Here is a 20,579-nt window from a genome sequence, read left to right on the forward strand (position 1 = left end):
ACCCAAAATTATTATTGGCAACAAGAGCTGGAAAAGAATATATACTAGACCACTGCGAGAGATAGGTGATAGGTTTTTCAGAGTTTTCCCAATCATTAGGAGTCGGAAGGGTGCGACCGCACCCATATATGCATCCCGTACAATCAGACCTCAAGTCGCTGTTAATGATTTTGATAACAACCTCAGGTTTATTTTTCAGGGCAGCCCCCATCTGTCTCTAGATTAGATTTATCGTAAGTAGCATTAATTAGTTCAAACTGAGATTGACATTATTTTCAAATGAACTTATAATCAACTCGGAAATCGTAATAATTACTAATAAATTCGAGTATTTTCATGAGTATAGATAAGCTAAAGTATTTGAAATACTTCATATGGAACACAAGATATTTCAGATGCAACTCAAGAACAATTTGCATCTGTAGAGGAAATATCTTCTTCTAGTTTATTGTTGTCACAAATGATTATCGTTTAGAAAGAACTTCAAAAGGTTCAGGCCTAAGTTAACAATAAAGAGACCCTATACGAGGTCTTTTTTTATTTAAAGAAGCATGGATATCTCAAAAAAGCAAAGTATCCAAAAGATTTAAAAGCACTAAAGCTATGGCTTTTGGTATTAGTAAATACATTTCAATTTCAAGAATAAAACTTAAGGCTAGCATTCTTCAAATAATAAATATAGTTTTCACATGATTAATTACACTATTTTATTGGGTTATATAAGCGATTTCAAGAGATTATCATGAAGTCAGAGAAAAGGAGGCAATGTAAATGGAAGCGTTAACAGTAGCGAAACCACTTAAACCCCGGGGGAAATCGGGTAAGTTCTGGAGGACCCTTCTTCAACAAAAGTATTTGTATTTGATGTCCATACCTTTTGTTGCTTGGGTATTCTTATTTAACTATATCCCGATCTGGGGCTGGACGATGGCATTCCAACGCTATCGGCCGGGTAAGTCTTTCATGAAGCAGGAATGGGTCGGGCTTGATAACTTCAGGGAATTGTTCCATGATGAACGGTTTTACATGGCGCTCAAAAACACGCTGGCAATGAGCTTTATGGGGTTATTCGCAGGATTTACAATTCCTATCCTATTTGCCCTTTTGCTTAATGAACTGCGTCGTCAAATGTTTAAACGTATTGTGCAAACCGTATCGTACCTGCCCCACTTCGTATCCTGGGTTGTCGTAGCTGGAATCATCAACAAGATGATGTCCATTGATGGCGGAATCAACGGACTACTTATGAATCTGCATATTATTGCTGAACCTATTCAGTTTTTGGCGAAAGCAGACTGGTTTTGGGGAATTGTGACAGCTTCCGATGTCTGGAAGGAGACAGGTTGGAATTCGATCATCTACTTGGCTGCAATGACGGGAATTGATCCGGAACTGTATGAAGCGGCCAGAGTAGATGGGGCGGCCCGGATTCGACAAATGTGGCATATTACGCTTCCGGGAATTCGGACAACAATCATCATTCTGCTGATTATGTCCATCGGAAACTTGATTAATATCGGTTTTGAAAAGCAGTTCCTGTTGAGCAACCCGATTGTTGCTGATAAGGCCGAAACCTTGGACCTTTATGCCTTGAATTATGGTTTACAGCTTGGGCGTTATTCCTTTGGTACGGCCATTAATATATTCAACTCTGTAGTTGCAGTGATCCTACTGTTTACAGCGAACACGATATTTAAAAGAACATCGAAAGAAAGCATTATGTAGGAGGGCAGGGATATGAACAGACAAAGCAGAGCTATTAACGCTTCTAGGTCCGATCAGATATTTGACATCGTTAACTGTTCCTTTATGACTTTGGCGTTTGTCATTACGCTTTACCCCTTTCTAAACGTACTGGCCATATCATTAAATGATTCTATGGATACCGTCAAGGGAGGGATATACCTTTGGCCGAGAAAGTGGACTTGGGCAAACTACGATGCCATCTTCTCCTTCAAGGGATTGATTACCGGATTTAAAATCTCATTGCTCAGAACTTTTGTTGGTACGTTACTAGGATTGCTGAGCTCATCCATGCTCGCCTTCGTCCTGAGCCGATCCGATTTTCAGGCAAGAAAGCTGGTTTCGACTTTTCTGGTCATGACCATGTATGTATCCGGGGGATTGATCCCGGGCTTTATCCTAATCCGTCATCTTGGAATGATGAATTCCTTTTGGGTTTATGTACTGCCCGGTATGGTAAGTGCCTGGAATGTATTTATCATCCGATCTTTTATAGACGGACTGCCCAGTGCACTTCAGGAATCTGCCAAGCTGGACGGTGCCAATGACTTTACGATCTACTGGAGAGTGATCCTCCCTCTTTGTAAGCCTGTGTTGGCTACTGTTGCTCTCTTTTTGGCAGTGGGTCAATGGAATTCCTGGTTTGATACGTTTCTTTATAATAGCACGGCTCGCCATCTAACTACCCTGCAATACGAATTGATGAAGGTGCTGCAAAGCACGCAGATCGGTTCCAATGATATACATGATCCGAACATGTCACAACTAATGAATAGAATTTCACCGGAATCTGTCAAAATGGCTATCACCATCGTTGTAACTGTACCCATTCTGATCGTCTACCCCTTCCTGCAAAGGTACTTTGTGAAAGGGATGACCTTAGGTGCAGTGAAGAGCTAGCTTCGGTATCAACAGGGTTACCTGTTATACATATATCAATATCTTTCAGGGGAGGCAGTACAGATGAAGGGGAAAACAGGTAAAATGATATTAACGCTATTACTGGTCCTATCTTTGACAATCACAATGATCGGTTGCAGCGGCAATAACAATGAAGAAGCCAATAATTCAAACGTCAATACCAGCAAAGGAGCAGACAAAGGAAGCAATGACAAGCAAGGTTCAGAGAAGCTTGAACCGATCACCTTCTCCTTTTTTGCAGAAGATCCAAATCCGAACTGGGTAGACATGCGGGATGATATCGGGAAAGTCATCACAGAAAAAACAGGTGTATCCCTGGATGCAGAATTTGCTGTAGGTGATCCTTCCCAAAAAGTATCGCTTATCGCAGTCAGTGGCGAGTATCCTGATTTGATCAGTGCAAAAAACGATATTAACAAGATGGTTGATGCAGATGCACTCCTTGACCTGACCGATCTGATAGAGAAGCATGCCCCTAATATCAAAAAGCTATACGGGAAATATATGAAGCGCCTGCGTTACAGTGAAACAGACAATAGTATCTATGCACTTCCAACTTATGCAGGCGTGGATGGTATCGGGTTTAGCGCAACCGGCGGTTTCGAGCTTCAGCATCGTGTCGTGAAAGAGCTTGGATACCCGAAGATCAGAACGGTTAAGGATTTCGAGAACGCTATCAAAACCTATCTCGACAAGCATCCGACCAATGAAAAAGGCGAGAAAAACATCGGTCTATCCCTGCTCGCTGAAGACTGGAGAATTTTGATCTCTGTTACAAATCCTGCATTCTTTACTACCGGTGCCCCGGACGACGGAGAATATTATATCAACCCTGAGACCTATGAGGCAATGTATCACTTCAGACGTCCTGAAGAGAAAGAATACTTTAGATGGTTGAATCATATGAACGATATCGGTCTGCTGGATCGAGAATCCTTCATACAAAAATTTGACCAATATAAAGCGAAAATCGCATCAGGCAGCGTATTGGGCTTGATCGACCAAGACTGGGAGTATGGTGACGGTGAGAGAAGCTTGAAGGCAGAGGGGAAATTCGATCATGCCTACGGTCATTATCCGGTTACCTTGAATGAACAATTCAAAGATCATTCTTTCCAGTCAACTGGCTTCATGGCAGGTTACGGTATTTCGATCTCTAAAACTTGCAAAGATCCGGTTCGTGCCATTAAATTTCTTGATTATCTCGCCTCCGAGGAAGGCCAAGTTCTTACCTACTGGGGTGTTGAGGGTATGCATTACGTTGTAGAAAACGGCGTGCGAAAAATTCCTCAAGAAATCAATGATCAAAAAATCAACGATTCCATTAATTTCTCCAAAAAAACAGGTATAGGCTTTTATAATAACATAGGTCCGCACTATGGCGACGGCGTAAAGGATTCCACAGGCAACTATATTACTACTAACTTCCCGGAACAAATTGAAGCTTCCTATAATGATGTGGAGAAGGAAGTGTTAACAGGCTACGGCATCAAAAATTGGAAGGAGTTATTCCCGGGTGAATCTGAATTCCCGGTTAAGCCTTGGGGTGTAGCATGGAACATTTCTGCTCCAGCTGACTCCAAAGTCAGTGTGCTAGCTGAGAAAATGAAGGATATTACCTGGAAACGTATACCTGAAGCGATTCTTGCGAAACCTGAAAAATTCGACGCCGTCTGGGATATTTATATGAAAGATATCGAGAAGGCAGGCGTGGAAGAGATGGAGAAGGAATATACGAAGCTGGTTCAAGCACGCGTGAAGCTTTGGAATGAATAATCAAACATTAAAATTAGCCTGTATTTTATACAGGCTCTTAAATTTAGACAGACAGAAATGATTCTCGAAAAACGTTAGCTGTAAAAGTTACTAATAATGCTTTTAATAGGAGTAATGTATGCCATAATGAACCTCTTAAATAACATGAGGATACGGAACAAATTGATATTATCCTTCATCATTGCTGTATTTGTTCCGGTCATAATAGTTGGTTTTTTTTTAACGTTAGAACTGCGGAAAATGGCGTTGAATAACGCCTTAGATCAGAGTATAAAGAATGTGGAACGGTTGAAGAAACGGACGGAGGATTTATTGTATTCTCCTTCCGATGTATCTTATCGTCTGTTATTTGACCGTCAGCTGAGTAGGGTTGTCACCGCTCAATATACATCCGTATATGATGTAGTCAAAACGTATAACGACTATAAAAAATTTCAAGAATACGTGGATTTATACAAAGAAATTGAATATTTTCGTTTCTTTATCAAGAATCCTACGATGTTAAACAACTGGATTTTCAACCAGCCAACACCGGAAGTCATGCAGATGCCATGGTATGTAGATGCGATGAACGCCAGGGGACTAATTACGTGGAGTTTCATTGAGGATGTTAACACGCACAAGAAACAGTTGTGTCTGATCCGACGAATAGATTTTTTGGAAACTCATAAAACCGGAGTGTTGGTAATCGCTATCAGTACAAATGAGTTGGAATCCATCGTAAGCCAGGAGCCTTTCGAGACCATGATTGTGGACAGCCATAACAATATCGTGGCAGCAAATCATGAAAACCTAACTGGAAGGTCCTTGGAGGACATTCATTTGGATACTGAATTAATGGATCACGGCAAAGGAACCTACGATGCTCTTGTGGATGGTAAGAAATCAAAGATTGTTATTGAAGAGCTGATGCCAAGATCAAGTCTAAATGGAGTGCGTATTATTTCCATTTATTCCGTTGAATCCATTGTTAAAGATGCCAATCGGATCAAAATGTTGGCTCTATCCGTGATCATCGCCAGCTTGTTTGTGGCAGTTTTGCTGGTTTACTTTTTCTCTATGTTAATATCATCACGCCTATTGCGCCTAAGCAAACATATCAACAAGGTAGCTTTGGGGAATTTAACGATAACAATGCAGATTGAAGGTAAAGACGAGATTGCCCAACTTTCCCGTCAATTCAATTCGATGGTGGGCAGTATCCGCGTGTTGATGTCGGAGATTCAAGAATCTAACCAGCAAAAAAGCTTGCTGCAGCAAAAGCAAACTGAAATCAAACTGAAAATGCTGGCAAGCCAAATCAACCCGCACTTTCTGTTTAATGCCCTTGAATCGATCCGGATGAGAGCGCATTTGAAGGGAGAAGCTGAAATATCCAATACCGTACAGATGCTTGGGAAAATGATGCGGAAGAACCTGGAGGTCGGCAGCAGGAGCATTCCGCTGAAAAGTGAGATTGAAATGATTCATTGTTATTTGGAAATCCAAAAATTTAGGTTTGGAGACAGATTAACCTACAAGATGGATGTGGAACCTGCTGCCCTAAACGTACCGATTCCACCGCTGATCATACAACCCTTGGTCGAAAATGCAGTCATCCACGGTTTGGAAAACAAGATGGAAGTGGGTTGTATTTTCATAAGCGTGACACGCCTTCAAGATGAACTTCAGATTGAGGTTGTTGACAACGGAATAGGCATATATCAAGAAAAGCTCGAAGCATTGCAAAGCTCCCTGGAAGACGTAGAGGATGAAAAAAATAGGATTGGTTTACGAAATGTACATCAGCGTCTTGTGTTGACTTACGGCAATACATATGGGCTTCACATCGATAGCATAAGCAATCAAGAAACGAAGGTAAGTTTTCGAATTCCGCTGGGAGGAGATAAGCATGTATAAGGTTCTGATCGTAGATGACGAGCAGTACATCCGGGAAGGATTGAAAACACTAATTCCCTGGGAAAACGCTGGTTTCCAAGTCTGTGATGCGGCTTCCAACGGAATAGACGCCATAGAGAAACACAAAACAATGCTGCCGCATCTCATGATCATTGACATCCGTATGCCAGGTATGAATGGATTGGAACTGATCGAGAGGCTCCGAAAGGAGGATCCTAATGTTCATTTTCTTATATTAAGTGGATATGCGGATTTTGATAATGCTAAAAGAGCCATGACTTATACAGTGGACAGTTATATTTTGAAACCTGTGGATCAGGATGAATTATTGGATTACCTGCATCGTTTAAGGAGCATCCTTGATGGGGAGCAAGAAGATAGACGAGAGAAGATGAAAGTAGGTTTGATTCAAGCTTTGCACTCGGGCACAGTCACCCCGGAACTGGCGGAGCATGCCATCCGGTATAACCTGATGTTGAAAACCTGTCAGGTGTTGGTGATTGAGTTGTCCAGCGAGAAAAAAACAGCCGAAAAAGCGCTATACCGAATGGAAGCGTTGCTCAAGAAACACTTTGAGGCTTCCGGACGTGGAGAAGTGGTTCCCATGGGTTCCTACACGGGGATTCTTCTAAATGAGGATATAATCCAGGAAGAGGATCGAAAAGCCTTACATTCGGAGCTTATTCAATTACTTGGTTCAGAGCTTGATTTCTGTGCCGCCATTAGCAGTCCGGTACATTCATTGACTGATGTAGTACATTCTTATCAAAAGTGCATAGACCTTTTGGCCTTCCGCTTTTTTATGCCAGGTGAAGACTTGCTGCATATCGCTCCCGACTTTCCATCATTGGAGCAGGAGATACCGCTTGATTTGGAAGAGTTTTCCGAAACATTATTGATTGCTCTAGATGTCGGAGATATGGAAGCCGCACAGAAATGTATTATTTCAATGGGAGATGGGATGTTTCAGGCCAGGTACAGGGAGCAAGATATGAAGCTCGGATATGCGCAGATTATTTCAACGGCCATAAACAAGTTGTTACTCTCTCTACCAACGAAGCACGATGTCATACAGGATGCTCGTGGTAGAATCGTTCAATTGTATCAGCAACAAAGTAGATTTGATCTGAACAGGTTTGCGATGCGGTTGTTATCTGATTTAAATAGACAGATTAAATCAAGTAATGGAGATACCTCATTGAAGCAGTTGATCGAGTTTATTCAGCGGAATTACCACAAGAATCTCAAACTGGAGAGCCTAGCGGATTCCTTTAATTACAACAACGCATATTTAGGTAAAATTTTCAGGAATTATACGGGAGAGCCCTTTAGGACTTATTTAGATAAAGTACGTATGGATCGCGCCAAATCCTTGTTGGAGCAGGGATATAAAGTATATAAAGTAGCAGAGTTGGTTGGTTTTCCTAACGTTGATTACTTTCATTTTAAGTTTAGAAAATATGTCGGTTGTTCCCCCTCCGATTACAGGAAAGCCCATTCTTTACAGTAGAAGCGCTTAAGGTAAAAGGGAGTGAAGGCTCGGTCTTTTGACCGGGTCGATTGTTTTTTGTAGTGTGCCTAGCGTGGAATTCAGCAGTATCATTCAAGTCCTAAACGGGTCAGGCCAGTGTGAGAGGAATGAGCCTATAAATTTTATATGAAATTTAGTAGTAGAATGTTGGGTATTAAAAAGTATTTGTATATTTTATAATCAAATAGAAATGTAAGCGGTTTCCGATCAGAGAAACCTGCTTGAGAACGCATCTTGTGAATCTCAATGTAAATTTAAATAACTATTATACTCGATTGATAATACCTCTAAGATCGGACCCTTTCCACCTCTATATGCCTATCAACTAAACTATACCGATTTGACGCGCTACTTTTTGGTAGCCATGTGCTTTTCCTATGCAGTAGCAGATCTTTCTCCTACCTATCCATCCCTCAAGTAATTTGTTTTATCTTTTTACATCATTAAATCTCTATGGATTTTTATTGTGTAAGGCATCCATAAAGATACCAATTATCCGATTATCTTTACTATTTAATGTGTAATTGGCTAAATGACAATGAGACACCAAGAGATACCATATAGATTAGCAAGTGATCCTTTGATAAAGGGGGGATTAACGGGGCCAGGTATATGAAGGTTTCGGGCACTAATTTTCTCTAAGTATTCAAGAAATACTTTGCTTCCTCCAGCGTTCGTACATCATTAGGATACTTTACCTAAAAGGTGTTTCTCACTTGGGAGATGTTTACGGATAAACACTAATCTACCGGAGATTTGGAGTCCTTATTCATTTTAAGATCAGGTTATTCTCGAAATTCAGGTTTAATGAATGAAGTACTGCGATTATCAATCGGGCGTCCAAGCAGAGTAAGCCACGAAAATGTGCAACAAACAATTTAAGGAGGTAGTTATACATGTTGAAAAGAATGATTGCGTTTTTTTTTGCATTCCTTATCACCTTCATGGCCGTATCCTTCGTCCCAACTGAAAAAGTAAAGGCCGAAGAAGTTAATTCGGTAGTATCCAAAAACGGCCAATTGCGAGTTTCTGGAAACCAATTAGTGAATCAGGCAGGAGAAGCGATCCAGTTAAAGGGTATGAGTACACACGGCTTGCAGTGGTTTGGACAGTTTTCGAACTATGACAGTATGAAATGGTTAAGAGACAATTGGGGAATGACCGTGTTTCGTGCTGCGATGTATACGCAAGATGGCGGATATATCAACGACCCTTCCCAAAAAAATAAAGTGAAACAGGCTGTACAAAACGCTATTGATCTTGGCATCTATGTAATCATCGACTGGCATGTGTTGGGTGAACAAGACCCGAACGTCTACAAACAACAAGCAAAGGGATTTTTTAGTGAAATGGCCTCCTTGTATAAGGATTATCCGAACGTGATTTATGAAATCTGCAATGAGCCCAATGGATCTGCCACTACATGGAACGATAAAATTAAGCCTTATGCAGAGGAAGTCATTCCGGTTATCCGTTCTATTGCTCCGGGTAGTATTATTATCGTTGGAACCGGAACATGGAGCCAGGATGTACAGGATGCGGCGAACAATCCGCTCTATTACAGCAACATTATGTATACAACGCATTTCTACGCTGGTACTCATGGTCAATGGCTGAGAGATCGTATAGATTATGCGAGAAGCAAAGGCGTAGCTGTATTCATCACGGAGTGGGGAACAAGCGATGCCTCTGGAGATGGTGGTCCATTCCTTGCCGAATCTAAGGTTTGGACGGACTTTATGCAAGATAGAAAAATAAGCTGGGCCAACTGGTCGTTATGCGATAAATCGGAAGTATCCGCTGCACTGGTGCCAGGCGCAAGCCCGTATGGTGGATGGTCAGATGCGCAGTTAACTGCATCCGGTAAGTTTGTTAAAGATCAAATGTATGGATCCTCGCAACCGCCAAGCGATGGCATCGTTTCAGGGAAAACCTACAAATTGGTTAACGTAGGCAGCGGTAAAGCTTTGGATGTAACTGCTGCAGGTACTTCAGAGGGTACGAATGTACAGATCTGGGACGATAACGGAACCGGTGCTCAGCAGTGGGTGATCACAGATGTTGGCGGCGGGCTGTACAAAGTCATTAACGTCAATAGCAATAAAGGTTTGGATGTAGCGGGTACAGCTAGTGGTTCGAATGTACAAATATGGAGTTATGGTGCCGGAGCCAATCAAAAGTGGAAAATTGTCAAGGTTGGGAGCGCTTATAAATTGATTGCCAGCCATAATGGTAAAGCTTTGGATGTAGCTTCCGCAGGCACTGAAAACGGTACGAATGTTCAAATTTGGGATGACAATGGCTCGAACGCTCAAAATTGGAATCTGTATCAATTAAACTAACTGTCAGTTATGAAAGAACTGATATAGCAGCCACTCCATATCGATCAAAGGTTGGATTTATAACTTTAAAATCGAATGGCAATGACAATGACAATATGCATTTGTTACATGAATTACTGGAGAGCGATAGAGGATTTAATCTCCATCGGCACCATCGGCTTGATTAAAGCCATTGGGAAATTGCTGACGAGCGTGGGATCTCACGGAGTTATGTTAACATTAAAGTATTAAAAGGCGACTTGTCTGCGGATAAGTTGCTTTTTTTAGGAAAGTTGATTAGACAACAAAGTATCCCGAATCCTGCAACTATTAAAAAACGGGATACCTCATTAGCTGTAATAATATCGGACAGGCTCTTTCCTGGAATAAAGCCATAATAAGCTGTGTTCCCTTCAAATAATGTTCAGTCCGTTTTTTTGTATTTTTTTGTTTATCAGAAGAAATATCGGGAGCTGTGATCTCTGGTTCGTCGCCCTGCAAAGCACCCACGATTTCTTCCAGCTTACCTATTGCTCCCATATCGCCAGCCAGGCTTGAATCGGGTTCGGTTATGGGATTAACACCCGGGCCGCGTCCGTCAAGCGGAGCTTTCTGGTCATCCTTCATTTGATCGCCTCCTTTCTCTATAGTCTTTGTATTGCTTTCCAATCCAAATCAAGAAAATATGATATAATGACGTCGTTATTGTAAGTTATATTTAATATGAAAATAGGATGGACAATATTAGGGGATATATTCATAACTGGACGAAAGTTTATTGGAGCCGGGACTTTCGTAAACGCAATTTTTTTAGGGTATATTGCTACTTTCTTTCATAGTAATTGGTTATCTCTGTTCGGTGAACCTCAGTTGTTATGGCAGCGAGTGGTTATCGTAGCAATTGGCGTGGTGGTATGCAGTTTTGGGGTATCCTTGTATCAGACATTGGTGTCAGCACTTGGTCTGGGACCCATCATTCACTTTTTTGATGTGAATTTTACGGAGAAGCTTCTGGCAAAAATGCGTACCAATTAAAAAGTTTACGAATTGAGTAAAGGCGGGGCAGATCAATCTGCCCCGCCTTTACTGTAATTTGAAGGTCCATTCCTAATGAGTAAATGCACTCTTTATTTTATTGTTTTTATGAACATCTTCCGTGCCGCTATCCAAGGCGGTCTTGTAGTAGAAGCATTTATGTTCTATGACTTCCATCGTTTTTTTTAATTCTTCCATCTGTGCTTCTACGGAAGCTTTCCGCTCCAGGAACATGTCGTATCTTTGCTGTAAGGTGGAATCCCCCTCAGAGCACCACTCTATGAAATGTTTTATTTCTTTAATTGGCATCCCGGATGACTTCAGGCATTCAATTACTTTTAAAGCGTCCATATCGGATTGTTTAAATATACGTTTACCGCCGGAGGTTCTTTCTATAGAAGGAAAAAGACCTTCCTTATCATAGTAACGCAGGGTATGTGGTGTCATGTTAAAGGATTCTGCAACTTCACTTATGGAATATGTCTTCATCATCTATCTCCAATCTCAAATATATTTTGTGCTTGACTTAGAGTTAACTTTAAGTAATAACATATGTTTTGTAAAGCTGACGTTATAGATTTTAATATTATCCAGAAGAGAGGTTTCACTATGATAAAAGTTAATGCACGCGCTACATTCAGTCAGGAAGGTCCATTCAAGCTAACCACAATTGAACGCCGAGAACTGCAGCCGCACGATGTTCTTATTGAGATTAAATATGCTGGCATCTGCCACTCGGACATTCATACTGCCCGCGGGGAGTGGGGACCGGTCAACTATCCACTTGTTCCGGGACATGAGATCGCCGGAATTGTCAGCCAGATTGGTCCTGAAGTCACAAAGTACTCAGTGGGCGACCGGGTAGGGGTAGGTTGTATGGTTGACTCCTGTGGAGAGTGCAGTAATTGCCATAAAGGTGAGGAGCAGTATTGCCTGAGTGGAAATACGGGCACCTATGGAGCTATTGACCGGTACGGGCAGTATACACAAGGCGGCTATTCCACCCATATCGTCGTAACCGAGGATTTTGTGGTTCGGATCCCAGACAGTATTCCGCTTGACGCCGCTGCACCGCTTCTATGTGCAGGAATCACCACTTATTCACCACTGCGTCATTGGGGAGCCGCTCCTGGCAAAAAAGTAGCTGTGGTGGGTCTCGGTGGACTTGGACACATGGCTGTGAAGATCGCTCATGCCATGGGGGCTGAGGTTACTGTTTTATCACAGTCACTGAAGAAGAAGGAAGATGGATTGAAATTAGGGGCGGACCATTATTATGCCACTAGCGATCCGGAGACATTTAAACAGCTTGCCGGTTCGTTCGACCTAATCGTAAATACTGTAAGCGCGCAGATTAATATCGATGCCTATCTTTCGCTCTTAGCGCTGGATGGTACATTAGTTAATGTCGGTGCGCCTGCTGATCCATTGGCAGTTAACGTATTCTCGCTGATTGGCCACCGCCGCTCGTTTGCCGGATCGATGATTGGTGGAATTCGTGAAACGCAAGAAATGCTTGATTTCTGCGCTGAACATAATATTGCATCTGAAATCGAGGTCATTTCTGCTGACCAGATTGATGAAGCCTGGGAGCGTGTGCTTGCTTCAGATGTCCGTTACCGGTTTGTCATCGACATCAGCACGATGGGGAACGAATAAGAGACGCCCTCTTTGTTGACATCACATCGTGCATCGGCTTGATTAATGCCATTAAGAGCTATCGTCCCAATAAAGGGAATAGAAGGACATTCTTGTAGTCTAACAAACATAAAGAGCCCAAGCGATTGGATTTTAAATCGCTTGGTTTTTTTGCTTCAAAATTATGAATTCATCAACTGATATTAGGCGTAGATTCTCTTATGATGAGTTTGGTATAAATATGAGAGACCTGATAGGGTTGCTTCGGATCATTAATTCGGGAAAGTACATTTCGGTGTTGCACTTTTTATAGCGCTTATAATTATAAATTGAGTAAAACTATTGGTTTTGTGTAATATAGTGACTTACTATTTCATTTGAAGCAGGAAAATATACATATATATTGAATACAAAACAACAAAGAGGGAGGATGAAAATGTCATATAGAGCAAATGCATTACGTTCGTCATTAACCCTAGCTGTTCCAATTATTTTAGATAGGCATTACCATTCTATAACTATGAAAAATATCGAATCGGCCTGGTTTGTAAAGACGCATAAGGAAATGTTAGATTCAACATTCAACACGATATTAATGAGTATGATAGAGGCACTGTTCTTGGATTCCTTTGATTACGACCAATACCTAAACCTACTAGAAAAAGAGGGGGTGGAGCGAGGGATTTATACTGCAGAAATATTCGGTGATCATTTTGATATCTTACTTGAAATGAGCAAGGATTTAATCTTAATCGCTCAGAATATTATGTTTAAGATCATTGAAGAGATGGAAGATGATTCTACGACCCGATTATTTTTTTATAATCGTTTAATGGAAAGCAACTGGACCGGTTTTACGGGCTTTGCAAAGGGTTATTTATCTAATAAAAATCAACAGATTGACAATTTGCATGAACAAAAAATTGCTGTTATGGGACAAATGGCAGCTGGTATGGCACATGAAATACGGAATCCGCTTGCTTCGATTAAAGGATTTGCCCAGCTTGTAAACAACAGGCTATATGAACCGGAGATCAAGGCGGATGAATTGCGTGCGTATCTGGATATAACCATCAAAGAGATTGATGCTCTGAACGGATTAGTAACGGACTTCCTGGTACTGGCTCGAAAAGGTGATAGTGCGAAGAATAACGGCGTAGTATTTAACGTTATTGAGGTTATACATAGAGTTAATAACATCGTGAATCAACTCATACTTAGTGATGATATTATTCTTACCGTGGAGTATTCTCTAGAGAAAGTACTAACGTATGGAAACGCCTCTCAACTAGAGCAGGTAATTCTAAATATATTAAAAAACAGTATTGATTCATTCACAGCATTTAACGGCAGAATAGACATTACAGTTAGCACCGCTGCTGAGACTAACGAAATTATACTTATTTTTAAAGACAATGGAGAAGGAATTCCACAGGATAAATTAAAGCGAATATTTGACCCTTTCTTTACAACCAAGCAAAAAGGGACAGGAATTGGATTATCAATTTGTAAACAATTAATAGAAATGTATGGGGGGAAAATTAAGGTAGACTCAGAAGTTCAGGTAGGTACTAGCGTGATGGTTATTTTGCCTTGGGTAAATGATTATCATCACATTTGAGGCTACGAACAATTTGAAGGATGAAAAGAAGGATGATAAATGGATCATCAGCTTCGGAGAGCTGATACAGCAAAAATAGACAAGCCTGGCACAGAAGCTCTTCAGGCTTGTCTATTATTTTTCATGCTGAAAAGGATCCCCCAAGCGATACACAGTATCGCTATTCAAAAAATACGCGTTCCTTAGAGGACGGTACAGCCTGTTCTACTTAACGCTAAGTTGTATCTCTTTTTCTTTTACAAACTTCTCCAGCACTCTAAAATCCTCGGTAACCTTTTTAAATGGTAAAGATTCCAGTGCCTTATCCCGGTAATCCTTTTTCGCAGCAGCAGACAGACGGGAATCAAGTATGCTGAGTACACCAAGGTCAGTCTCACTACGGATCAGTCGCCCGGTTCCTTGTCTTAACCGAAGCAGCATGTCCGGTACAAAAACGTCATTTAAGGGATCCTTCGCCAAAGATGCCTTATATTCATAGACAGGATCGGAAGGAACAGGGAAAGGCAGACGGAAAATAATTAACTGTGACAAATCGGAACCTTCGATATTCACACCTTCCCAGAATACACCGGTACTAAGAAGGACGCCTTTACTGCCACGGAATTCAGCGATCACCCCGTCCTGAGACGATCCTTCTCTTTGAACATGCACCGCCCATGCAAGCTTCTCGGATTTTAATTTTTTATGAATGTACTTCATATCTTCCTTCGCTGAAAAAAGAACCAATGTCCGTCCATCGGTTAAATTACAGAGCCTCAGCATTTCCTTGTATGCCGCCTCAAGATAACCTACCTTATTCTGATGGTTGTAGTAAGGGATGTCCTTGGCAATATACATCATGGTGTGGTTGTCATAATCAAACGGCGAAGCCTGGCGCTCCATATAATCTCCCTTGTAACCGAGGGATTGCGTCAGATATGCATATTGTTCCTCTAGTGTTTCTCCGCTTTGGCACATGGTTGCTGATGTTAAAATAACAGATGTCTTCCCGTTAAATAAGCTATATCTTAGGAACTGGCTTATACCTTTAGGACAGATACTAATAGTGGCCTCACGCTGGGTATTGCTCCCCCAGATCAGGTAGTTATCCTGGACTCCGGCGAGTACATCAAAGAGATCTATTAATCCGTTCAAAGCTTCAAAAAGATTATCGATCTCTCGCTCATGCTTGGAAGTTAAGACGGATAAGCTGAGACTAAACGCTTTCAAAACCTGAGCCCCCCGCTTTAACGGAATCCCTGTGATCTCCGACACTTTTATCCGGTCATTATCCTGCTTGGCTGTTTGCAGCAAGTCCGCCTCTACCTGTTTGAAAATATGACCCACGCATCTTTTTAAAAATTTAAATTGCGGCAAAAGGCCGTTATCTGCGGATTGCTTGAAGAGTATCTGTAAGGTGTCATCCAGCATACGGCAGGTTCCCCGGTATGTAAACTCGAGCGTTCTAGCATCTCTAACCTTTGCTTCCAGATTATGAGCTTCATCAATTACGATCAGAGCTGGCCGTTCAGTGATTAATCCCTTCATTCCTTCTTTTTTCCTGATCAAATCACGGATGAACAGGTCCTGGTTGACGATAATAAAATCCATGTCGCTGGCGTCGGCGTTAATCTTTGCTCTCATCTCGTAGAATGAACAGGTACTTTTATAATGGCACCGTTCAAACTTACAATCATTCACACAAACATTAGACCAAACTGCATCACTAACCCCACCCTTAATATCTGCTCGCTCATCAATGTCATAATTCACAATACGCTGGGCAAGTGTAGATAGAGGGGAGCTTAAATCATCAGGCTGTAACAAATCTGCTGCTCTGTACCGGCAAGCATATTGCCCCATGCCCTTTCCTACTACGGAGCGAACCGATGTAAATCCGAGCCGGCTTCCGATGAATCTCAGATCTTTATGTATCTGTTCTGAAAGTTGTATGGAGGATGTTGCAATAATGATCGGTTGCCTTGCGATTTGGTTTATGAGCAGGCTGGGAATGAGGTATGCAAAGGACTTGCCGATGCCGACTCCAGCTTCAATCATTGCGTTTCGACCATTAATATACGCATCAGCGATATCTAGAGACATATCCTGCTGGCCGATTCGCTCTTTAAGTCCAATCCTAGGAAATCTATCATACATTCGAAAGATGGCATTGACTAAAGAGGGCTCGATGTCCTTTTTTAGCTCCTGCTTCTGTAATTTATAGAGATCACTTAACCAGCTAATAACGACCGCCCCTTTTCATTATCAATTTTCTTCCAGTCTCAGTTTTTTGGGTGAGGTTGTAATTATCGTAGATGAAGCGCTAACAGTCAAGTGTCGGAATATAAAATAATGATTGTTAACCCTAGTTCTTCCAATCATTTGGGTTAGGAAGTGCTTAGGATCACAAAGCATTTATTGGATACGTTTATACTCAATATATCAATTAAATTTGAAATATAAATGACATAAGAATTCGGAGGCTACGGGCATGGATCATTTTACTTTTACAGATATGAAAAAAATAAAGAGAGATAATTGGGGTGATGCTGTACCCTTAGAGCTTTTCAGAACGATTAGACTTATTGGATTATATCAAGCGTTACCTATGAATGGTAAGGGTACAACGTTGACCATAGGAAGAAAAATTGGGGAAGAGTTTGGTGTTACCTCGGTTAATGAACTCTTCCGGTTATTCGAACAATTGAAGATAGGGATCCCTGTAATAACCCATGAAGATGACAATGGAATGTCTATTGCAGTACACGATTGTTTCTGCGAAGGTTTACCTATTATGGAAGGGAAAATGGTATGTGACCTAGAGGGGCTATTATCGAAGGAGCACTTACCAAAATACGTGGGAAACGTGTTTCCGTCCGGGAAGTAAAATGTAATGTTCATGGGGATGAATGTTGTGAATACATAGTCAAATATTAAAAATTTACGTGAAATTTTGATCATAATACGGATGATTTAATCAGATCTGTAAATGACAGAAGAACAGCGATTCTCCATTCTTGGAGAATCGCTGTTTTGTCTTTTTGTTCAATTGTGATCAAGAAGTTGATTTAGGAGTAAACGCTCTACGAACAACCTTCGTCAATTCCATTAGGATGACGGCGCCGAGTGCCAGACCGCTTGCAATCAGCCAATCGGACATTCCGAATGAAGCCGGGATCGAGAAGATTTCTCTAACCCCTGGCAGAACCGCAATCCCGTAAAAGGCAAAGCAGACCAGAACGGCTCCGATGACATATTTGTTGCTGAAAAACCCAGCTTCAATAGCTGTTTGACTGTTCGAGCGAGCGGCAAAGGTCTGAAGCGTACGAGACAGGATAAGGGTTGTAAATGCCATAGCCACGCCCATATCAGGGGAATGCTGGAGTCCGATATACAGGGATATAATTACGGCTATACCTATAAGTAGACCACGGGTAATAATAGCCTGCATCATTCCTCCGGCAAATATACCTTCCTTCAGTTCTCTTGGATTTCTGTTCATCACGTTAGGTTCAGGTTTCTCCATACCAAGGGCAATGGCGGGCAGTGAATCATTCGCCAGATTGATAAATAGAAGCTGAATCGCTGTGAAGGGATTAATCCAGTCGAAGATCAGGGCAAACAGAATGGCGATAATCGCACCCAGGTTGCCTGAAAATAAATAGGCGATCGCTTTTTTGATATTGTCGAATACCGTTCTGCCCACAGATACAGCATTCACAATCGATACAAAATTATCATCGGTCAAAATCATGGCCGCCGCGTCTTTAGCAACGTCGGTTCCACTACCCATGGCAACACCGATGTCTGCTTGCTTCAAGGCAGGCGCGTCATTTACGCCATCACCGGTCATAGCAGTGATTTTGCCTTTTCGCTGCCACGCCCGGACAATTCTGATCTTATTCTCCGGGGAGACTCGGGCGTACACACCAATCTGCTCGAGTTTATTATCAAGTTCTTCGTCGGACATGGCATCGAGCTCTTGACCGGTTACGGCAATTTCTTTTTCGGTCATCAGGCCGATATCGCGTCCGATCGCTTGTGCGGTTGTCTTATGATCACCAGTAATCATGATGGTCCGAATTCCAGCCTTTTTGGATTCTGCGATCGCGCCATAGACAGCTTCCCGAGGGGGATCAATCATAGCTGTCAAACCTACGAGCACCAAGTTTTGTTCATCCTCAAGGCCCACTTGAGTGACCGTATTTGGTACAGTTTTGTAAGCATAGGCAAGTACACGTAATGCTCTGCTGGAGAATTCCTCATTGGCTTCAATGAAACGATCAAGAACTTCCGGTGTCATCGGCACTTCTTGTCCACTTAGTAGTACATGCGTACAAAGACTAAAGAGTACATCTGGTCCGCCTTTGGTGATCATTGCTTTTTGTCCGTTAAAAGTGTGTAAGGTCGTCATCAGCTTGCGGTCCGAGTCAAATGGAAGTTCGGCTTCACGAGGGAAATTGTCGCGTATTTCCTTGTAATCTTTATTCATGCTGTTACTGAAGGCAATAAGTGCCACCTCAGTTGGATCACCTAGTTCTTTACCATCCTCATTAATGTTAGAGTCGTTACAAAGCACAGCAATGTGCAAGAGGCGCCGGGCTTCCTCAGACCATTCTTCGGGCTCTTGATTGAATTGATCACGATCACCTTCCGGTAAAAAGTAATCTACAACCGTCATTTTATTTTGGGTCAGAGTACCAGTTTTGTCCGTACAGATGACACTGGTTGATCCAAGTGCTTCGACGGCTGGTAGCTTACGAATAATCGCATGTTGCTTAGCCATTTTGTTCGTACCTACGGTTAAGACAATCGTTACGATCGAGGATAGAGCTTCAGGAATAGCGGCGACTGCCACCGCGACTGCAAACATTAGGGCATTCAGGATGGCTTCCGTGGTATCCACTGTATCATTCGACAGCCAAACACGTCCGGCTTGGATGGCAAAGATCAAAACGGACAGCACGATAATCGCTACGCCCAGCTGCTTGCTAAAGGTTTCGAGCTTACGCTGTAGTGGCGTCTGTTTGGCTTCGGCGCTCTCAATGAGTTCAGCGATTTTGCCGATTTCGGTTGTCAGTGCAGTTCCTGTTACTACAAGAGTTCCACGGCCATATACAACCAAAGAACCGCTAAAAGCCATATTACGACGGTCTCCGAGTGGAGATTCCTTCGCGATGGTATCCGTATGCTTCTCTACAGCTTCGGATTCTCCGGTCAGCATGCCTTCGTTGATCTTCAAGCTTCCCGATTCTATGATACGGCCGTCGGCAGGTACAAAATCTCCGGCTTCCAGTAATACGATATCACCGCAAACAAGTTCTCTGGCAGGGACGGTTTTTAAGACTCCATCCCGCAGCACTTTAGCCTCGGGTGCCGACATCTGCTGCAAGGCATCGAGTGAACTCTCCGCTTTACGAGTTTGGATGACACTTATAACTGCATTGAGAATCAACACGAGGAAAATGATAAGCGACTCCATAACTTGACCCATAACAATTTGGACAATGGCCGCAATAAGCAGTACGACCACCATAGGGTCCTTGAAATTTTCAAGGAAAAGCTTCCAGAGGGGATCTTTTTTCTTTCCTTTTAATTCATTGTAACCATCACGTTCCAGTCGTTTGTCGACTTCTGCCGACGTAAGCCCGTTAGTTGTACTCTGCACTTCCTGTAAACTGTCTGTTACATTCTTGCGGTAATACTCCACTAATGATAGCTCCTCTCCGCTGTGCTGTGTCTTTTTTTGGTCTCATAAGCTTCGATTTACTGCATAAGTGCACATAACTGCGTGTTCTACACAAGTATGGTATATCAGTTCGTCAAATCAGTAGACTTCAGGACCTATCCTCAAACTTACGATTCAACTTGGCGCAAGTTTCAAAATATGGAGCTTAGTATGCTCATATCTAAAAAAAGATCATCCGTAATCGTCCATATTGTGAATTCTTTTTAATGAATTATATTGGATTACATATGAGAAAGTATTATTACATGGGAAGACATAGGGAATTCCTAGATCTTGCGTGTGTTTTCCTATGATTATGGGGGGTAACACCTTTAGTATTAGTATAGTTGTGGATAGAATCGGAAGGTAAAATAATGTGAGCATAAC

The 20,579-nt window shown here is 42.0% G+C and carries 16 protein-coding genes; 12 read left to right on the plus strand and 4 right to left on the minus strand.

Translation table 11 applies throughout. The features are described from left to right. The first annotated feature begins 771 nt into the window (after positions 1-771). The 7 genes from L1028_RS18000 (at position 772) to L1028_RS31320 (ending at position 10,443) form a co-directional block, all read left to right on the plus strand. Positions 772-1,725, plus strand: a complete 954-nt coding sequence (locus L1028_RS18000; RefSeq protein WP_234536461.1) for an ABC transporter permease — start codon at positions 772-774, stop codon at positions 1,723-1,725. Between the two features lie 12 nt (positions 1,726-1,737). Next, entirely contained in the window at positions 1,738-2,643 is a 906-nt protein-coding gene (locus tag L1028_RS18005) for a carbohydrate ABC transporter permease (RefSeq protein WP_234536465.1), read from the plus strand. A gap of 63 nt (positions 2,644-2,706) precedes the next feature. Beyond that, on the plus strand, positions 2,707-4,440 hold the full coding sequence (locus L1028_RS18010; protein ID WP_234536468.1) for an ABC transporter substrate-binding protein: 1,734 nt from the start codon (positions 2,707-2,709) through the stop codon (positions 4,438-4,440). A 240-nt stretch (positions 4,441-4,680) separates the two neighbouring features. Next, complete coding sequence (locus tag L1028_RS18015) at positions 4,681-6,339, plus strand: sensor histidine kinase (protein ID WP_234536472.1); 1,659 nt, start codon at positions 4,681-4,683, stop codon at positions 6,337-6,339. Then, entirely contained in the window at positions 6,332-7,849 is a 1,518-nt protein-coding gene (locus tag L1028_RS18020; protein ID WP_234536475.1) for a response regulator transcription factor, read from the plus strand. Before L1028_RS18015 ends, L1028_RS18020 begins: the two co-directional genes overlap by 8 nt. Before the next feature lie 917 nt (positions 7,850-8,766). Then, positions 8,767-10,212 carry a cellulase family glycosylhydrolase gene (locus L1028_RS31315; RefSeq protein WP_423803060.1) on the plus strand — a complete coding sequence of 482 codons (1,446 nt, stop codon included), beginning with the start codon at positions 8,767-8,769 and terminating at the stop codon, positions 10,210-10,212. 108 nt (positions 10,213-10,320) lie between these two features. Next, positions 10,321-10,443 carry a hypothetical protein gene (locus L1028_RS31320; RefSeq protein WP_279306877.1) on the plus strand — a complete coding sequence of 41 codons (123 nt, stop codon included), beginning with the start codon at positions 10,321-10,323 and terminating at the stop codon, positions 10,441-10,443. A gap of 78 nt (positions 10,444-10,521) precedes the next feature. Here the strand turns inward: L1028_RS31320 and L1028_RS18035 are convergent, their stop codons facing one another. Beyond that, positions 10,522-10,818, minus strand: coding sequence for a hypothetical protein (locus tag L1028_RS18035; RefSeq protein WP_234536479.1), 297 nt, complete (start codon positions 10,816-10,818; stop codon positions 10,522-10,524). A 96-nt stretch (positions 10,819-10,914) separates the two neighbouring features. Here L1028_RS18035 and L1028_RS18040 point away from each other — a divergent pair, with 96 nt between their 5' ends. Next, positions 10,915-11,226 (plus strand): DUF6198 family protein, encoded by a 312-nt coding sequence (locus tag L1028_RS18040; RefSeq protein WP_234536484.1) that lies wholly within the window; start codon positions 10,915-10,917, stop codon positions 11,224-11,226. A 72-nt stretch (positions 11,227-11,298) separates the two neighbouring features. On the opposite strand, the gene L1028_RS18045 is transcribed toward L1028_RS18040, so the two are convergent. After that, the gene (locus L1028_RS18045) at positions 11,299-11,715 is read right to left on the minus strand and encodes a MerR family transcriptional regulator (RefSeq protein ID WP_234536615.1); all 417 of its coding nucleotides are present in this window, start codon (positions 11,713-11,715) and stop codon (positions 11,299-11,301) included. Between the two features lie 120 nt (positions 11,716-11,835). Between L1028_RS18045 and L1028_RS18050 the strand changes: the two genes are divergently transcribed. Both L1028_RS18050 and L1028_RS18055 read left to right on the plus strand, forming a co-directional pair. Next, entirely contained in the window at positions 11,836-12,885 is a 1,050-nt protein-coding gene (locus L1028_RS18050; RefSeq protein ID WP_234536487.1) for an NAD(P)-dependent alcohol dehydrogenase, read from the plus strand. 415 nt (positions 12,886-13,300) lie between these two features. Next, a complete protein-coding gene (locus L1028_RS18055) occupies positions 13,301-14,485 on the plus strand; it encodes a sensor histidine kinase (RefSeq protein WP_234536505.1) in 1,185 nt (394 codons plus the stop codon). Between the two features lie 204 nt (positions 14,486-14,689). Here L1028_RS18055 and L1028_RS18060 read toward each other — a convergent pair whose 3' ends face one another. Then, positions 14,690-16,621: an ATP-dependent DNA helicase gene (locus tag L1028_RS18060; RefSeq protein ID WP_234536509.1), complete on the minus strand. Its 1,932-nt coding sequence runs from the start codon at positions 16,619-16,621 to the stop codon at positions 14,690-14,692. 334 nt (positions 16,622-16,955) lie between these two features. Between L1028_RS18060 and L1028_RS18065 the strand changes: the two genes are divergently transcribed. Next, complete coding sequence (locus L1028_RS18065) at positions 16,956-17,351, plus strand: 4-vinyl reductase (RefSeq protein WP_234536512.1); 396 nt, start codon at positions 16,956-16,958, stop codon at positions 17,349-17,351. After that, positions 17,318-17,401, plus strand: coding sequence for a hypothetical protein (locus L1028_RS18070; RefSeq protein ID WP_234536619.1), 84 nt, complete (start codon positions 17,318-17,320; stop codon positions 17,399-17,401). Before L1028_RS18065 ends, L1028_RS18070 begins: the two co-directional genes overlap by 34 nt. 118 nt (positions 17,402-17,519) lie before the next feature. Here the strand turns inward: L1028_RS18070 and L1028_RS18075 are convergent, their stop codons facing one another. After that, entirely contained in the window at positions 17,520-20,174 is a 2,655-nt protein-coding gene (locus L1028_RS18075) for a cation-translocating P-type ATPase (RefSeq protein ID WP_234536515.1), read from the minus strand. Positions 20,175-20,579: the final 405 nt, after the last annotated feature.

This window comes from Paenibacillus pseudetheri (genome assembly GCF_924513355.1).
Lineage (GTDB): Bacteria > Bacillota > Bacilli > Paenibacillales > Paenibacillaceae > Paenibacillus_AQ > Paenibacillus_AQ pseudetheri.

Excerpts from the sequence above, each read along its gene's own strand:
- L1028_RS18000 (WP_234536461.1), top strand. The coding sequence starts at position 772 with ATGGAAGCGTTAACAGTAGCGAAACCACTTAAACCCCGGGGGAAATCG.
- L1028_RS18005 (WP_234536465.1), top strand. The coding sequence starts at position 1,738 with ATGAACAGACAAAGCAGAGCTATTAACGCTTCTAGGTCCGATCAGATA.
- L1028_RS18010 (WP_234536468.1), top strand. The coding sequence starts at position 2,707 with ATGAAGGGGAAAACAGGTAAAATGATATTAACGCTATTACTGGTCCTA.
- L1028_RS18015 (WP_234536472.1), top strand. The coding sequence starts at position 4,681 with ATGGCGTTGAATAACGCCTTAGATCAGAGTATAAAGAATGTGGAACGG.
- L1028_RS18020 (WP_234536475.1), top strand. The coding sequence starts at position 6,332 with ATGTATAAGGTTCTGATCGTAGATGACGAGCAGTACATCCGGGAAGGA.
- L1028_RS31315 (WP_423803060.1), top strand. The coding sequence starts at position 8,767 with ATGTTGAAAAGAATGATTGCGTTTTTTTTTGCATTCCTTATCACCTTC.
- L1028_RS31320 (WP_279306877.1), top strand. The coding sequence starts at position 10,321 with ATGAATTACTGGAGAGCGATAGAGGATTTAATCTCCATCGGCACCATC.
- L1028_RS18035 (WP_234536479.1), bottom strand. The coding sequence starts at position 10,818 with ATGAAGGATGACCAGAAAGCTCCGCTTGACGGACGCGGCCCGGGTGTT.
- L1028_RS18040 (WP_234536484.1), top strand. The coding sequence starts at position 10,915 with ATGAAAATAGGATGGACAATATTAGGGGATATATTCATAACTGGACGA.
- L1028_RS18045 (WP_234536615.1), bottom strand. The coding sequence starts at position 11,715 with ATGAAGACATATTCCATAAGTGAAGTTGCAGAATCCTTTAACATGACA.
- L1028_RS18050 (WP_234536487.1), top strand. The coding sequence starts at position 11,836 with ATGATAAAAGTTAATGCACGCGCTACATTCAGTCAGGAAGGTCCATTC.
- L1028_RS18055 (WP_234536505.1), top strand. The coding sequence starts at position 13,301 with ATGTCATATAGAGCAAATGCATTACGTTCGTCATTAACCCTAGCTGTT.
- L1028_RS18060 (WP_234536509.1), bottom strand. The coding sequence starts at position 16,621 with ATGTATGATAGATTTCCTAGGATTGGACTTAAAGAGCGAATCGGCCAG.
- L1028_RS18065 (WP_234536512.1), top strand. The coding sequence starts at position 16,956 with ATGGATCATTTTACTTTTACAGATATGAAAAAAATAAAGAGAGATAAT.